At 39.7% G+C, this 16,388-nt stretch carries 12 protein-coding genes and 1 pseudogene; 11 read left to right on the top strand and 2 right to left on the bottom strand.

Annotated elements, in window-relative coordinates; translation table 11 throughout:
- The first annotated feature begins 8 nt into the window (after positions 1–8).
- From nirD to ACT4_RS11025, 3 genes are all read left to right on the top strand, one after another.
- Positions 9–1,628 (top strand): nitrite reductase small subunit NirD, encoded by a 1,620-nt coding sequence (gene nirD / locus ACT4_RS11035; RefSeq protein WP_007482289.1) that lies wholly within the window; start codon positions 9–11, stop codon positions 1,626–1,628.
- 85 nt (positions 1,629–1,713) lie between these two features.
- Positions 1,714–4,494: a nitrate reductase gene (locus tag ACT4_RS11030; RefSeq protein WP_007482286.1), complete on the top strand. Its 2,781-nt coding sequence runs from the start codon at positions 1,714–1,716 to the stop codon at positions 4,492–4,494.
- A complete protein-coding gene (locus tag ACT4_RS11025; protein ID WP_007482284.1) occupies positions 4,491–5,117 on the top strand; it encodes a molybdenum cofactor guanylyltransferase in 627 nt (208 codons plus the stop codon). Before ACT4_RS11030 ends, ACT4_RS11025 begins: the two co-directional genes overlap by 4 nt.
- 6 nt (positions 5,118–5,123) lie before the next feature.
- Here ACT4_RS11025 and ACT4_RS11020 read toward each other — a convergent pair.
- Positions 5,124–6,454, bottom strand: a pseudogene (locus tag ACT4_RS11020) (D-serine ammonia-lyase).
- Between the two features lie 324 nt (positions 6,455–6,778).
- Between ACT4_RS11020 and ACT4_RS11015 the strand changes: the two are divergent.
- The 8 genes from ACT4_RS11015 (at position 6,779) to ACT4_RS10980 (ending at position 14,887) form a co-directional block, all read left to right on the top strand.
- The gene (locus ACT4_RS11015; protein ID WP_007482278.1) at positions 6,779–7,654 is read left to right on the top strand and encodes a MaoC/PaaZ C-terminal domain-containing protein; all 876 of its coding nucleotides are present in this window, start codon (positions 6,779–6,781) and stop codon (positions 7,652–7,654) included.
- A gap of 18 nt (positions 7,655–7,672) precedes the next feature.
- Positions 7,673–9,949 (top strand): molybdopterin-dependent oxidoreductase, encoded by a 2,277-nt coding sequence (locus tag ACT4_RS11010; protein WP_007482276.1) that lies wholly within the window; start codon positions 7,673–7,675, stop codon positions 9,947–9,949.
- Between the two features lie 269 nt (positions 9,950–10,218).
- A complete protein-coding gene (gene moaA / locus ACT4_RS11005) occupies positions 10,219–11,238 on the top strand; it encodes a GTP 3',8-cyclase MoaA (RefSeq protein WP_374750108.1) in 1,020 nt (339 codons plus the stop codon).
- A 27-nt stretch (positions 11,239–11,265) separates the two neighbouring features.
- Positions 11,266–11,517 carry a MoaD/ThiS family protein gene (locus ACT4_RS11000; protein ID WP_007482271.1) on the top strand — a complete coding sequence of 84 codons (252 nt, stop codon included), beginning with the start codon at positions 11,266–11,268 and terminating at the stop codon, positions 11,515–11,517.
- A gap of 3 nt (positions 11,518–11,520) precedes the next feature.
- On the top strand, positions 11,521–12,057 hold the full coding sequence (locus tag ACT4_RS10995) for a molybdenum cofactor biosynthesis protein MoaE (protein WP_007482270.1): 537 nt from the start codon (positions 11,521–11,523) through the stop codon (positions 12,055–12,057).
- 16 nt (positions 12,058–12,073) lie between these two features.
- Positions 12,074–12,997, top strand: a complete 924-nt coding sequence (moaCB, locus tag ACT4_RS10990; RefSeq protein WP_007482269.1) for a bifunctional molybdenum cofactor biosynthesis protein MoaC/MoaB — start codon at positions 12,074–12,076, stop codon at positions 12,995–12,997.
- A complete protein-coding gene (locus ACT4_RS10985) occupies positions 12,997–14,226 on the top strand; it encodes a molybdopterin molybdotransferase MoeA (protein ID WP_007482268.1) in 1,230 nt (409 codons plus the stop codon). The genes moaCB and ACT4_RS10985 overlap by 1 nt, the downstream gene beginning before the upstream one ends.
- A gap of 178 nt (positions 14,227–14,404) precedes the next feature.
- Positions 14,405–14,887, top strand: a complete 483-nt coding sequence (locus ACT4_RS10980; protein WP_007482267.1) for a helix-turn-helix domain-containing protein — start codon at positions 14,405–14,407, stop codon at positions 14,885–14,887.
- Between the two features lies 1 nt (position 14,888).
- Here the strand turns inward: ACT4_RS10980 and ACT4_RS10975 are convergent, their stop codons facing one another.
- On the bottom strand, positions 14,889–16,289 hold the full coding sequence (locus ACT4_RS10975; protein ID WP_007482265.1) for a PLP-dependent aminotransferase family protein: 1,401 nt from the start codon (positions 16,287–16,289) through the stop codon (positions 14,889–14,891).
- Between the last annotated feature and the right edge of the window lie 99 nt (positions 16,290–16,388).

The raw sequence follows: 16,388 nt of genomic DNA, 5'->3' as shown, positions 1-16,388 counted from the left end.
GAATCAAAATGACCAATTTAAAAGATATGAATATGCTTCCAAATGATCAGTGGGTAGATGTATGCCATTTGAGCGATATTACACCGAATACAGGTGTCGGTGCTTTGATTGAAGGGCAATCCGTTGCTTTATTCCGTGTTGGAAATGAAAACCGTATCTACGCATTGAGTAATAAAGATCCATTCAGCCAAGCGAATGTTATGGCTCGCGGTATTATTGGTGATCTACAGGGTGAGCGCGTGATTGCGTCACCGATTTATAAACAGCATTTCAGTCTAGCAACTGGGCGTTGTTTGGAAGATAAAGATCAAAAACTTTTAGTGTTCCCGACCAAAATTGAAAATGGTCGTGTATGGGTCAACCCGACACCACAAAAGACTTACATCACCAATAATGGAACATCACAAGATAAATTAAAATTGGTGTTGATTGGCAATGGTTTAGCAGGTATGCGCTGTCTTGAAGACTTGTTAGATATGGCACCTGATCGTTATGAAGTGACCGTTATTGGTGAAGAACCATGGGGTAATTACAACCGTATCATGTTGTCACCAGTGCTTTCAGGTGAAAAAACCATTGATGACATTATGTTGCATCCACATGCATGGTATAGCGACAAAGGGATTAAATTTATTGCGGATGATCCTGCGGTGAAAATTGACCGTACCCGTAAGATTGTACATACAAAGCAAGGTGAAAGTGTTGATTATGATCGCTTGATTATTGCAACAGGTTCATCACCATTTATTCCACCAGTCCAAGGCGTGGATTTAAAAGGTGTGATTAGCTTCCGTGATATCTATGATGTCAATACCATGATCGAGTATAGCCAAAGCAAGAAAAATGCAGTGGTGATTGGTGGAGGTTTACTCGGCCTTGAAGCTGCGTATGGTCTAGTACAACGTGGTATGAACGTGACAGTACTACATCTGATGGATCGTATTATGGAGCGTCAGCTTGATAGCCGTGCGAGTGGCATGTTACGTCATAGCATTGAGCAAAAAGGCATTAAAATCATGACTGAAGCGAATACTGAAGCTTTGATCGGTAAAGATGGTCATGTCAGCCAAGTTCGTTTGAAAGACGGTACAGTACTAGACGCTGATTTAGTGGTGTTTGCGGTGGGTATTCGTCCAAATATTGCATTAGCACAAAGTGCAGGCTTACGCTGTAACCGTGGTATTTTAGTCAATGACACCATGCAAACTTTTGACCCAAGTATCTACGCGGTAGGTGAATGTATTGAACACCGTAATCAAACTTTTGGTTTGGTTGAACCGTTGTGGGGACAAGCATTTATCTGCGCAACACATCTTGCAGAGCATGGCAGCTTGACGTTCAAGTCTCCAACCGTACCGACACAGTTAAAAGTCAGTGGTGTGGATGTGTTCTCGGCAGGAAATTTTGAGCCGAAAGAAGATTATGAAGACATCATTTTGAACGATGAAAAACGTCAAATTTACAAACGAATTATCATTCAGAAAGATCATGTGATCGGTGCGGTGCTATTTGGTGATACAGAAGATGGTATGTGGTATGCCGATCTGATTGCCGATCAAACACCGATTTCAGGTTTTAGAAATAAATTGTTGTTTGGTAAAGATTTTGCAATGAAAAAAGCAGGTTAGTCATCTTTAGCTTAGGGGAGTCATCCCCTAAGCTGAAATCGAATACGAAACGCAGTCAGAGATGAAAATAGGTAGAGGGGCAGTCATGAACAGTATTCAAAATTTAGAACACAGTCGCTCCGATCATGTAGAAAAAATCATTACAAAAACGACTTGTCCCTATTGTGGCGTGGGATGTGGTGTCAATGTTGAGGTGCAACATAAAGCACATGGCACAACGGTTCAAGTGTCTGGTGATGCCGAACATCCATCTAATTTTGGTCGACTTTGCATTAAAGGTAGTCGTTTAGCTGATACTTTAGGTTTAGAAACACGTGTATTGAGTCCAATGTTTGGACGTAAAAATCACCGTGAAGCAACCACTTGGGATGCTGCGGTGGAAAAAATTGCGACACAATTTCAGGCATGTATTGATCAATATGGTCGTGATAGCGTTGCCTTCTATGTCTCTGGGCAGTTGCTCACTGAAGATTATTATGTGGTAAATAAGTTTGTTAAAGGATATTTAGGCACTGCCAATATTGATACCAATTCACGCTTATGTATGTCTTCTGCAGTTGCAGCGCATAAGCGTGCTTTTGGCGAAGATATCGTTCCAGCCAGCTATGAAGATTTTGAATATGCCGACATGGTGGTCTTAGTTGGCTCTAATACAGCATGGTGTCACCCTGTGTTGTACCAACGCATCATGCAGGCTAAAAATAAAAATCCAGATTTATTTATTGTGGTTGTCGACCCACGTTTTACCAGTACTTGTGAGCAAGCTGATTTACATTTGCCAATTTTACCTGGGCAAGACGTTGTTTTATTTAATGGTTTGTTGCAGCACTTGTATCAGAACGATTATGTTGATCATCATTTTGTTGAATCCTATACAGAAGGTTTAGAAGCACTATTAGACGCAAGCGCAACCGAACAAGATTTCGACAGTATTGTAAAACGTACAGGGATTTCAGCTGAAAAATTACAACTCTTTTTTGAGAAATTTGCTGAAACAGAAAAAGTAGTCACGCTGTTTTCGATGGGCGTGAATCAATCTTCTCAAGGGGTCAATAAAGCAAACAGCATTATTAATTGCCATTTACTGACGGGGAAAATCGGTAAGTTGGGCGCAGCGCCATTCTCAATGACAGGTCAACCGAATGCCATGGGCGGGCGTGAAGTTGGTGGTTTAGCCAATATGCTTGCGGCACATATGGATTTGGAAAACCCATCGCATCAAAACCTTGTGCAAGAATTTTGGCAAAGTCCAACCATTGCAACACATGCAGGATTGAAAGCGGTCGATTTATTCAAAGCAGTTGAAAGTGGCAAAATTAAAGCCATTTGGATTATGGCAACCAATCCTGTGGTGAGTTTACCTGATGCGGATCAAGTGAAACGTGCCTTAGACCAATGCGAGTTTGTGGTTGTTTCTGATATTTGTGCCGAAACTGATACCACAGCGTATGCAGATGTGTTGTTACCAGCACTTGGTTGGGGTGAGAAAGATGGCACGGTGACCAATTCTGAGCGCCGTATTTCACGTCAACGTGCCTTTTTAGATTCGCCGAAACAAGCCAAAGCGGATTGGTGGGCGGTTTCTGCGGTTGCGAAAAAACTGGGATTTACAGGCTTTGACTTTAATAATGCTTGTGACATTTTTAATGAACATGCAGCTTTGTCGGCGTTTCAAAATGCAAGCCTTGATCAGCGTGATCAAGTTGAAAATTTTCGCTATTTTAATTTAAAAGGTTTAACTGAGCTATCAGTTGAAGCCTACGACCATTTGCAACCGACACAATGGCCTGTATGGGAAAAAGGACAAAGTATTGCTGTCGAGCAACTTTTTGATCAAGGTCGTTTTAGTCATAAAAATAGCAAGGCGAAATTGATTCCAACGGTTGCGATTGATCCTGTTCATTCGATTTCGGAAGATTATCCGCTTATTCTCAATACAGGTCGTATTCGTGATCAGTGGCATACCATGACCCGTACAGGATTATCAGCAAACTTAACCACACATCGTGCAGAACCATTTTGTGAAATCCATCCAAATGATGCTTTAAAATTTGGTATCCGTGACAAAGCACTCGTTGAAGTGCGTTCAGAATGGGGCAGTTGCGTGCTACGGGTGACGTTGGCGCAAGGTGTGCGCCGTGGTCAAATTTTTGCACCGATTCATTGGACTGAGCAAGTCGCTTCAGATGCTAGAATTGGCAAAGTGGTCAATCCAGTGGTCGATGCCATTTCGGGTGAACCTGAATTCAAACACACACCTGTTGCGATTCAACCGTTCCATACGACTTGGCAAGGTGTACTCTATGTTCGTGATGGTTTTGAGCATCATATTAAAGCTTCACTGAATAGCTGTGCTTGGTGGGCTAAGATAAAGATTGCTAAAGCTTTACGTTATGAAATTGCTGATCGTCATCACTTTGATGAAACGCAGAAAAACCTGAAAAGTTTTTTACCCTTTATTGATGAAACCTATGAATGGTTGAGTATTGAGGATATTTCTGCTCAGATGAGCCATAGTGTGATTCTGAAAGATGGTATTTTGATTGCAAGCCTCTATATTGCGCCATCCGATATGTTGCCTGATCGTGATTGGGTCGCAAGTTTATTTAAACGTGAACGCTTGAGTGCCTTGCATCGCAAAGCTTTGCTTGCAGGCATGCCAATGTCTGCAGCTAATAATGATGGTCCATTGGTGTGTAGTTGCTTTAAAGTTGGAAAAAACAAAATTATTGAAGCAATTAAAACGCAAAATATGACACATGAGAAACAAGTGACTGCATGTCTAAAAGCAGGTGGAAATTGTGGTTCATGTTTACCAGAAATTCGCGGTTTGATTAAAACCTGTCAAGTGGAGGCTGAGGCATGAATATCGATTTTCCTGCTACTGATCTAGTGATCTTGGCAGGAGGGCAAGCACGTCGTATGAATGGGATGAACAAGCTGTTGCAACAGTTTGATGATCAGATTCAGCTCTCCAAAATTTGTCAAAGGTTCAAACCAGAAGTCCAACATATTTGGGTGAATAGTCATAGAGACAATTCGATTTATAAAAGCATAGAACCTGATATTCAGTGTTTTTCTGATGATCAAAATGGTTTCTTTGGCCCGTTAATGGGAATGAAAAGTGCTTGGTCACATGTACAAGCGGATCACGCGCTGTTTATACCATGTGATGTCACTTATATTCCGAATCAAGTTTTGACTAAATTGCATCGGATGTTAGAGAAAAACCCGCAAGCAGCGGCAGTTTACGTTTCTATGAATGGTGATGCACTTTATCCATTTTGTCTCTTAAAAAGGGAAAGTCTTGCTGTTTTAGAACAACAAATTGCAGTGAATAAACTCAGTTTGCGTGATTGTTTCAAGCAGTTGCATGCGCAAACTGTGGCATTCCAAAAACAAAGCTTGTTTTGCCACAGTATTAACTCTTTGGATGAGTTGCAACAATATCGTCAAATGAAAGCATTTAAACAGATATTTAGTCCTTAATTGAGATTATGCAGAAGCTTTGCTAAGGTATTTTTGCATTTCCTCTACTGGTACCATCCCACCGCCAGTACCCCAAACAATATGATTTGCATTCTGAAGTTGTTGCTCAGTAAATTGATGTAAATCAATATAGTCTGAATGTGAATGAACCAGAACTGGGCCAAGCATTCCAGCCAAAGCAGAAGGTTCTAGCTTTAAACTTTCAGACTGATTGAGCATCCCAAGCAGGTTGTACATGGTTTGGTCATCCAATGTATAAAAACCATCCAATAACCGTTGCATTGCTCGACCAACAAAACCTGATGCACGACCTACAGCTAATCCGTCCGCAGCTGTGACATTGTCAATACCGATATCTTGAACTGAAATTTCATCATGTAGACCTGTTGCTACGCCGAGTAACATGCACGGTGAATGAGTGGGTTCTGCAAAAATACAATGAACGTTATCTCCAAAAGCCATTTTCAAACCAAAAGCAACGCCACCAGGCCCACCACCAACGCCACAAGGTAAGTAAACAAATAGAGGGTGTGTTTGATCAACAATGACTCCTTGTTGAGTCAATTGTTGTTTTAAACGCTCACCAGCAACGGCATAACCTAAAAACAATGTTTTTGAATTTTCATCATCGATAAAAAAGCAATTTGGATTTTTTAACGCCGCTTTTCGACCTTCTTGTACAGCTATGCCATAGTCCTGCTGGTATTCCACAACAGTGACACCATGTGAGCGTAATTTGTCTTTTTTCCATTGGCGTGCATCAGCAGACATATGAACGGTGACATCGAAGCCCAATTTTGCACTCATAATTCCGATGGACAGCCCAAGATTACCAGTAGAACCAACAGCGATGCTGTATTGACTAAAGAAGGTTCTAAACTCATCACTATTCAGTTTTGAATAATCATCATTCAGATTGAGTAGATTTGCTTTTAGTGCAAGCTGTTCTGCGTGATAAAGCACTTCATAAATGCCACCACGTGCTTTGATTGATCCTGAGATGGGTAAATGGCTATCTTTTTTAGCCATAAAGTACCTTGAATGTTTTGATTAAAATGCTGTTTTAGATATTTTTGCATATTTGGAATGGCAGTCAGTTCTGAATCGATAATGCCATTTGTCGTACTCGTTTCTGGGAATACAGCCATCAAGTAGGGTGCAAAGCGTGCTAAACGATCTCGTGCATCATCAATATCTTTTTTGGCTAGACCAACAAATGGTAAGCCTTCAGCCAGTGTTGTGAATTCAGGATTAAACCAAACAGTTTCTTTGAGTTCAATCAAATCTTTGATGATAGGATGCTGATTAATAAGGTCTTGAATTTGCTTTGAATCCATTCATTTTCTCTTGAAATTTATTTAACCAATAGTGATGTAAGCTTGAAGGAGTTTTGTTCTTTCAAAGCCTTTTTTCAATATCCTTGAGATTAAACCAAGAATAGTGATTTTTCACGTTTTAAAAGCGCTTATTTTGTATGAAGTGCATTTTTGATTGATACATTGTTTTTATGAATTTCTGATAAGAGCTATTGACCTTTAAATTTATAAGTTCTATTTTGGAACTAATATGTTTAACATTGTGCTTCTTATTTTCTGTTCATGTCTATATTAAGATTGATCAAAATAAGAATGCTAGAAAAATAAAATCAACAGGAGCGCCAAATGGTCGCCTTACGTTATCAGCAGATACCTCTGCAATTTCTGTTTGAACATCAAGCAACGCTAGTAGGATTGGGTAAGATCGGGTTGCGAAGTATTGCTAAAAAGAAAGTAGCCACAGTGAATTGGCAAGCTTTAGCTCCGATTACGGAAATTATTGATCCACCAAGTACTAAATTGATTGAGCACTATATTCAATGGAGTGGTGCATCACCTAATAAATATAACAACTCAATCCCCGCGCATATGGTTTCACAATGGGGATTATCGTTTGCGACACGATTATTATTGCAAACCAGTTATCCATTGAGCCAAGTGATCAATCAAGGGGTAAGTTTGACGATACATGGTGAGCTTCCTCGAAATGAAAAGCTCATGGTTCAAGCCAAAATTTCACAGGTTGACGAACGCAATGGTCTCGCTAGAGTTTCGGTGCAGATCAAAACAGGGACAGTCATCGAACCAGAGTTGATTGAAGCCGTATTGCATATGGCATTTATTTTGCCAAATTTCAAAAAGATGAAACGTATTGAGAAGATAGATCAAAAAAATTGGCAAACTTTAGGGGAATGGTCAGCAACAGCTGATGATGGCTTTAAATTTGCGCTATTAACGGGTGATTTCAATCCAATACACTGGGTTGGGCCACTTGCAAAACTATCGAGTTTTGGTCAGAAAGTTTTGCATGGTTTTGGCGTATTTGCTCGTAGTTTTGAGTTTCTGCCTGAGTCTAGAAAACAAATCAATATACGATTTTTAAAACCTGTGAAATTGCCGTCTAGGCATAATCAAGTTGAGATCAGTACGGAGCAAGATCAATGCTTTGTTCGAGTTGTTGGTTCTGAAGGCCAGATTTGTTTAATGGGACAATTTCAATAAAAAATTGGGGAAATAAAAATGACAAACTCAGCCGTTAGACAAGATGTGACAGCATGCATCCTATGCTCACGAAATTGTGGTTTAAGTGTCGAAATTGAAAATAATCAATTCAAAAAAATTAAGGGGGATGAACAACATCATTTTTCCCAAGGTTATATTTGTCAGAAAGCCGCGAGATTACAGCATTATCAACAACATGCTGATCGCTTAACCTCACCATTAAAACGACAGGCAGATGGTTCATTCACAGAGGTTACATGGGAACAAGCGATTCAAGAAATTGCTGATCAGCTTGTCCATATACGAAATACCTATGGTGGAACTGCATTTGCATCGGTGGGTGGCGGTGGTCAGGGCAATCATTTGGGTGCTGCTTATGGTCGTCAATTGCTATATGCTATGAAAAGTTTTTATGCGTATAACTCTTTGGCGCAAGAGAAAACAGGTGATTTTTGGGTCAATGGTCGGTTGTTTGGTAGTCAGGCATGTCATACCACTGAAGATGTTGAGTATGCAGATTATGTGCTCTTTATTGGGACAAATCCGTTTCAAGCACATGGCATTCCAAATGCACGAGATACGCTAAAACATATTAAGAAAGATCCAAATCGTACCATGGTGGTGTTTGATCCGCGTGTCACCGAAACTGCAAAACAGGCAGATATTCACGTTCAATTAAAGCCTGGAACAGATTCTTATTTAATGTCTGCCATGATTGCGATCATGTTGCGTGAAGAGTTATATGATCAAGCATTTATTCAACAACATACGCATGGCTTTGAAGAAGTAAAGAAAGCTTTTCTTGCAGTTCCGGTCGAACAATATATTCAAAAAGCAGATGTTTCCGTAGAACTGATTTATCAAATCGTGCGTGATTTTGCCAAAGCCAAAAGTGGCTGTGTGCGGATTGATTTAGGGATTCAACACACTTTAAATACCACTTTGAATGGTTACTTAGAAAAGCTTTTGTATTTATTGACTGGGAATTTTGGCAAACAAGGCACTAATAATTTACACACGATGTTTGTCCCAATTCTCACCAATACCGATGAGCGAAATCCTAAATATCGCCGTACGGTTTATCATAAAATGTTCCCAATCTCTGGATTTTTTCCACCGAACATTTTGCCAGATGAAATTTTAAAAGCGGGTGATCAGCGTGTTCGTGCGGTGTTTGTCGATAGTTGCAACCCATTACTTACTTATGCGGATACGGCAGCATATGAGCAGGCGTTTCAGTCTTTAGATTTGTTGGTGGTTGTGGATGTTGCAATGACTGAAACAGCACGTTTAGCGCATTATATTTTGCCTGCGCATAGCCAGTTTGAGAAATGGGAGTTCACGGGATTTAACTTAGAATTTCCTAAAAATGGTTTCCATTTACGTCATCCTTTATTCAAACCACAAGGGAATACCTTACCTGAAGCAGAGATTTATACGCGCTTATTAGAAGCAATGAAGGTCATTCCTAAAAAATTTCCAATTTTAAGCAAAATTGCTGAAAAAGATTCGGACAAAACAGCTTTTCTTGCTTATTTCACTGCTTTGGCAGCAAGCTTTGCAAAAAATAAGAAACAGATTCCTTTTGCCGCTTCAATTGTTTATCGAACCTTAGGTAAAACATTGCCTGACGATGCTGCATCAACTGCTTTGTTATTACCTTTATGTATGCAATACGCTGCTCAGCACTATAAGGCTGTGAAACAAGCCGGCTATCAAGGTAATCGTTTGAATCTAGGTGTGAAACTATTTCAAGCAATTTTGAAACAACGTTCAGGGATTGTATTATCTCAACATGAATACGATGACGTTTGGAACTTGATTGCGTACAAAGATAAAAAAATCCGTTTGGCTATTCCTGAGATGTTGATTGAGCTGGCTCAGTTAAAACAGCAAGCTGCAAAATTGAGTGATAGTTTCCCATTTATTTTATTGGCAGGCGAACGCCGTAGTTATAATGCCAATCAAATTTATCGTGATCCTGCTTGGCGCAAAGTGGATGCGGAAGGGCGTTTGAGAATGAATCCTCATGATGCTGCTGATTTTGGTGTGGAAACAGGTCATGCATTGCAATGCGTATCTGAACATGGAAACATTCAAGTCGTTGTTGAGTTAGATGAAGGAATGCGTCAAGGTGTGGTGTCATTGCCTCATGGTTATGGAATTCGTTACCGTGATGGTGAATCAATTGGGCCACAACTGAATCGGTTAACCTCGGCAAAGCATTGTGATCCATTGTCGAAGACACCATATCATAAATATGTACCTGTTCGATTAGAACGGTTAGATGCTTAAGTGAGTTGACTATTTTGCACCACATTATTCCTAATTTTCATTTTTATGATCTAAAGTGGTGCAATGTCAATACAACAAAAATACTCAAGACATTGTGTATTTTCATGAGTAGATTGAAAGAGTTGTCTATTTGAACGAATAAACTACTGAGAACTTAACTGGCTTTTAATACTGGAATAATTATTGCTATATTAAAACTTCTACGTTTGGGCAAAGAACAAGAATGCACGCTACTTGTGCTTAGACGAAGAAAAGTGTTCCCAAAATGAGTGCATATGATGAAGCATGAGAGCCCTGAAACGATGTTACCGATCTTGCAAGATCAGTATGGTCGTATTAAGCGTAAGTTACGGATTTCTGTAACTGATCGATGCAATTTCAAATGCGTTTATTGTATGCCTGAGCATCCAGAATGGATGAAAAAACAAGATTTATTGAGTTTTGAGGCTTTGTTGGTCTTTTGCCAATATATGGTTAAGCAAGGCATTGAAAATATCCGTATTACAGGTGGTGAACCTTTGATGCGTAAAGGTGTGGTTCATTTTATTCGTGATTTACAAAGCCTAAGAGCAATTGGCTTAAAGCGAATCTCGATCACGACCAATGGTCATTATCTGGCGAAATACGCAGAACAATTGAAACAAGCAGGTTTGGATGATTTAAACATTAGTTTGGATAGTCTGGATGCTGATCAATTTAAACAACTTACGAAAAAAGATTTAGCACCTGTGTTGAGTGGTATCCAAGCAGCGCAACGTGTGGGGCTACCATTTAAAATTAATTGTGTGCTGATCAAAGGGCAAAATGAAGATCAGATTTTGCCAATGGTGAATTGGGCGAAACAACAGAACATTCCACTGCGTTTTATTGAATTTATGCCTTTAGATGGCGATCAACATTGGACTGATCAAGCTGTGGTGAGTGAAGCCGATATTTTGGCGCAGTTACAACCTCATTATGACATTCATGTTTTGCAACAACAGCATGAGCCAGCGCGTCAATACCGTTTAGATGACCAATATACAATAGGTATTATCTCAACGATTACCCATTCATTTTGTGGTGACTGCGATCGGATTCGATTAACGGCTCAAGGTGAATTGTATAATTGTCTATTTGCTCAACAAGGTTTAAATATCAAACCTTATCTACAGCGAGCGATCAAAGAAAAGACGTTTCAACAACTTGATCAGCAGATTAAGCCTTATATTTGGCATAAGGCAAAAGGTTATCATGCAATACAGAATCAACAAGTACGTAAAATCAGTATGCACATGCTGGGCGGTTAGTTAAAAAAAAGGTGGTCTAAGGAAAATATGCAAACCATTGAAATCAAAATTGAAGCTTTTGGCGCGATTGAGCGCTTGTTACCAAAGGCACTTGCATTTGAGTTTGCAGCAGATCAACAGGTTCAAGATGTTTTAACACATATCGTTGGATTATATCCTGATGCAGCACATGCTATGGAAAAATGTGCATGTGCAATTGGTGAAGATATTGTGACAAGACAAGTTTCATTGCCGACATCATGTACCCTTGTTTTATTATCACCCGTAGCTGGAGGATGAAAAATGCGTGAGTTCGCCAGAGTCCAAGATCAGGCTTTAAGCTTGGATAGTTTTGATCCGATTCAAGATTTTCCTGAATGTGGTGGTGTCGATGTTTTTATTGGCACAGTACGCAATCACCATGAAGGTAAAGCCGTTAAGGCATTGAAATATACCTCTTATACGCCTGTTGCTGAAAAAATGATTCGTGAAATCGAACAAGACGTAAAAGCTAAATATTCAGAAGTCTCTTATGTTCGCGTGATTCATCGTATTGGCTATTTGGACGTAAGTGAAACAGCGATTATTGCAATTGCATATGCTGCACATCGCCGTGAAGCGTTTCAAGCCTGTGAAGAGGCCGTTGAACGTGTCAAGCATGAAGTTCCGATTTGGAAAGAAGAATTTTTCATGGATGGAACGAGCCAATATGTTGAAGGTTGCTGTATTCGGAAAGATGCAACCGAGCAAGTAAGTTCTTCATCAGCTAAAGAAGAAAAAAGTGCAAAACATGAACATCATCACCATGAACATTGTGCACATGAGCATACACACGATTAAGTCTTAGGAAGTAAAAATGAAAAATGTAGGGATGAAACCCGAAAGTTATCGTGTTGCGGAAGCACAAGCAATTTTATATGCACCACCACATTGTATTCAGTTACTTCGCGATGGAAATACCGAAAAAGGTGATGCACTTAAAACAGCACGTATTGCAGGTATTTTGGCGGCAAAGAGAACAGATGAGCTGATTCCGCTTTGTCATCCGTTACCGATTTACCGTGCGGATATTGATTATACGTTGCAAGATGATCATGTAGTGATTTTAGCCACTGTTGAAACGATTGGGCCAACAGGCGTTGAGATGGAAGCACTGACAGCGGCGAGTCTTGCAGGTTTAACGATTTACGATATGTTAAAACCGCATTGTGAACCTAATGAGTTATGCCTAGATCAATGTAAATTGCTTAAGAAAAAAGGCGGAAAATCACATTTTAAACGGATGCTACGTCAACCTGTTTCTGCGGCAGTCATTGTGTTATCTGATACCGTTGCTGCGGGACGTAAACCTGATACAGCTGGCAAATCTGTGGTTGAAACCTTGACTGAGGCGGGTTTTGATCCGATTCATTATCAAATTTTGCCAGATGAATCTGAACAATTAAAAGATTTAGTTTTAGAGTTAACAAAATCCTATGCTTGCGTAATGACTGTTGGTGGTACAGGGATTGGTAAACGCGATATTACTGTAGATACATTAGAACCATTACTCGAACGTAAATTGGATGGTTTGATGGAAGCAGCGCGTGCATTTGGACAAAAACGTACCCCTTATGCTGCCATGTCGCGTGGAGTTGCAGGATTTATTGATCGTTCATTGATTGTGACTTTACCGGGAAGTCGTGGTGGTGCAAGTGAATCAATGGCTGCCATTTTACCTGCTTTGGTACATATCTTTGATGTTTGCCGTGATCTACCGCATCCAGGAGGATATGAATAATGTCAGGATGTGGTGCTGAGAAAGGTTTAATTAGCATCGATGAAGCACTTGCGTTGATGCAATCAACACCTGAAGCATTAATGACAGAGACATTACCTTTAGGGGAATGTCTCAATCGCTACTTAGCTCAAGATGTTGTCTCACCTGTTGATTTGCCTAGTTTTTCGCAAAGTGCAGTAGATGGTTATGCATTACACACGACTGCTGAGCAACTTCAAGACGAAGTATTTCATGTTATTGGGGAAATTAAAGCGGGGAGCGATGTTGAACATAGGCTTTTAGATGGGCAGGCGATTCGTATTTTTACGGGTGGTAAAGTGCCAGAGGGGACGACGCATGTTGCACGACAAGAGATTGTTGCGATTGAGTCGGATCAAAAAATTCGTTTAGTTGAACACATCAAGCCACAAGCAGATATTCGTTTTACTGGTGAAGAAGTTCAGCTTGAACAAACACTTGCTGAAGTTGACCAGAAAATCAATATTGGTGGATTAGCTGCTTTAAGCATGGCAGGTGTTCAACAACTCAATGTATTTAAAATCCCTAAAGTGGCTGTGGTGATCACGGGTGATGAAGTCGCTGAAACACCAGATGATCTCAAAGCAGGTAAAGTCTTTGATGCCAATGGTCCACTTTTAAAAGCATGGTTTAAAGACTATGGGCTAGAGGTTGAAATCTTACATATTGCTGATGAAGCCTCATTGGTGACTCAGTGTTTTGAACGTTTAAAACAGCAATTCGATGTGATTATTACCACAGGTGGTGTCTCTGTCGGTGATTACGACTTTGTTCGGCCATGTGCGTTTGAAACAGGGTTCGAGCAAATTTTTTGGAAAGTTAAGCAGAAGCCGGGGAAACCACTATTTTTTGCTGAATATAAGCACAATCTACACCACTGCTATTTATTAGGTTTACCGGGGAATCCTGCTGCGGTTTACGTTTCAATGCAGGTTTATGGCAAAGTTTTACTTGATGCGTTGCAAAATCAACGACACGACATACCATGGTTTAGCGGTATTTTAACCCACGATCTTAAGTCGGATGCGCGTGAACGATTTTTAAGAATGCATGCTTATTTTGAACAAGGCCAGTTAAAGCTGAAAAGTTTAGCGAAGCAGCAATCACATATGCTCAGTAATTTGATGCAGGCAAACTGTTTGGTGCGAATTCCAGCAAATGAAAAGCTAGAAGCAGGTCGTGAATTATCTGGATTGTTTATTATCAGCTGATTGATTTCCATCAAGTTATCGAATCGATACATTTTTGGCACTTTTAGCCAAGTACCAATATTGCATCTGATAGCAAAGGTGGTTTAGTGTATATTTTATATTGTTTAGATTCTAAACATTACGGTTCAAGACATGGAAGATGTCTTTTTAAAACTTTAAAAATAATCAGGTGATAATAATGAAATGGGAAGAAATTGGTGATCAGCCGTGTTCTGTCGCGAGAACACTTTCAGTTTTGGGTGATCGTTGGACAATGTTAATTCTGCGGAATGCTTTTATGGGTGTACGCCGGTTTGATGATTTTCAACGTAGCTTAGGATTGACGCGGCATGTTCTCTCTGAGCGTTTGAAGCGTTTAGTAGAACATGAAATTTTAGTCAAAGTTCCTTATGTACAACGCCAAGAACGTTTTGAATACCAACTTACTGAAAAAGGTTTGGATTTATATCCAATTATCCTTGCGATGGTGCAGTGGGCGGATAAATGGATGGATTTAGGAATGGGGAAGCCGCTTGAATTTACTCATAAAAGCTGTGGAAAAAAAATTAATCCTAAAGTAGTTTGCTCCGAATGTAATGATCAGATTCATGTTCAAGATGTGCGCGTAGCCGCTGGTCCAGGATATTTTGCCTTTGTTGAGCAAAAGCAAAAAACAGCTTAATTTATAATGGATATTGTTCTATTTCATGTTTTATAGCATGAGATAGGACTTCAAAAATTTTTGGATTTTGGCATTGTGCAACATTGAAGCGGATAAAGTTTTGATATTGCTGACTCTGACTAAATGCATTTCCGGGGGCTAAAATAACACCTTGTTCAAGACATTTTTGTGCGATATGAGAACTATCTAAATGCTTATCTAATTCACACCATAAGAAGATGCCTGCTTGAGGTTTAAGCCAAGGCTGAATTCCTAATTTTTCTAAATTTTTAATGGTAAAATCCATCGCTTTTGCAAGCCGTATTTTTAACTCCTCTAAATATTTACGATAACTTCCATCTGTAAGTGCAATATACAGAATTTCAGCGGATAGATGATTACCCCCAAAACTGGTTGCAATTTTAATATCAGTCAAATCATCAATCCATTCTGATTTGCTCGCGATATAGCCAGTCCGTACAGAACCAGATAATGTTTTTGAGAAACTACCGATTTGTATCACACGAGAAAGACCATCCAAGGCGGCAAGACGAGGGGCTGGATTTAATTCAAGATCAGCAAAAATATCATCTTCAATTACAATGAGATTAGAGTTCTCAACCAATTTTAAAACTTGAAATGCAGTTGTTGGTGTTAATACAGCACCTGTTGGGTTGTGTATACCTGAGTTGGTGATGTAGAGCCGAGGATTATGGGTCTGGATTGCTTCTGCAAATGCATCTAAATCAGGCCCAGTTTGAGTATATGGGATACCAATGATCTGAATTTGATGAACTTTGAGTAAAGCATGGAAATTGAAATAACAAGGATCATCGACTAAAACCACATCATTTGGTTTAAGAAAATAACGACAAATTAAATCAATTGCTTGTGTACCTGAATCCGTCAGTAAGATTTGTTCAGGCAATGCTTCAATGCCTTTGTTCAAGATTCTGCGAGAAATTAATTCTCTAAGTGACTTTAAACCAAGCGGTGTTGAGTAATCTGTCAGGATATTGGCATGGGTTTTCGAAACCGTTCTGATGGCTTTGCGTATATTTTCGTGTGGCATCCAGTCGTCTGGTAGCCAACCACAGCCCGGCTTTAAAACATTGTGTTGCGCTTCTAAAGATTGTCTAGAAATCCAAAGTGGATCAATCGTTCTGTCGATTATTTTAGGATGGATTTCTGAGATAGATAAAGGAGCTAAAGGTGCCGAGACAAAAAAACCAGAACCTGTTTTGGATTCAATCATACCTTTGGCAGCGAGTCTTTCATATGCTTCGACGATTGTTGAGATAGATAGATTCAGAGTTTTGGCTAAAGCACGCACGGAAGGAAGCCGTGAACCTGTGGTTAATGACCGCGTCTTAATTTGTTCGTTGATATGCGATACCACAAAATCTATTTTTGTATTTTTCATCAATGATCTCAACTGTATTGGTTTATATACCAATACAGTTATTTAATATTGTACTGTATTGTGTATGGTGCAATTACCTTATCACAGTTTAAATTCTCC

This window comes from Acinetobacter sp. NBRC 100985 (assembly GCF_000241225.1).
Classification (GTDB): Bacteria; Pseudomonadota; Gammaproteobacteria; order Pseudomonadales; family Moraxellaceae; genus Acinetobacter; species Acinetobacter venetianus.
Note: the sequence above shows the minus strand (reverse complement) of the source record. Positions and strands in the feature narration are given on the sequence as shown.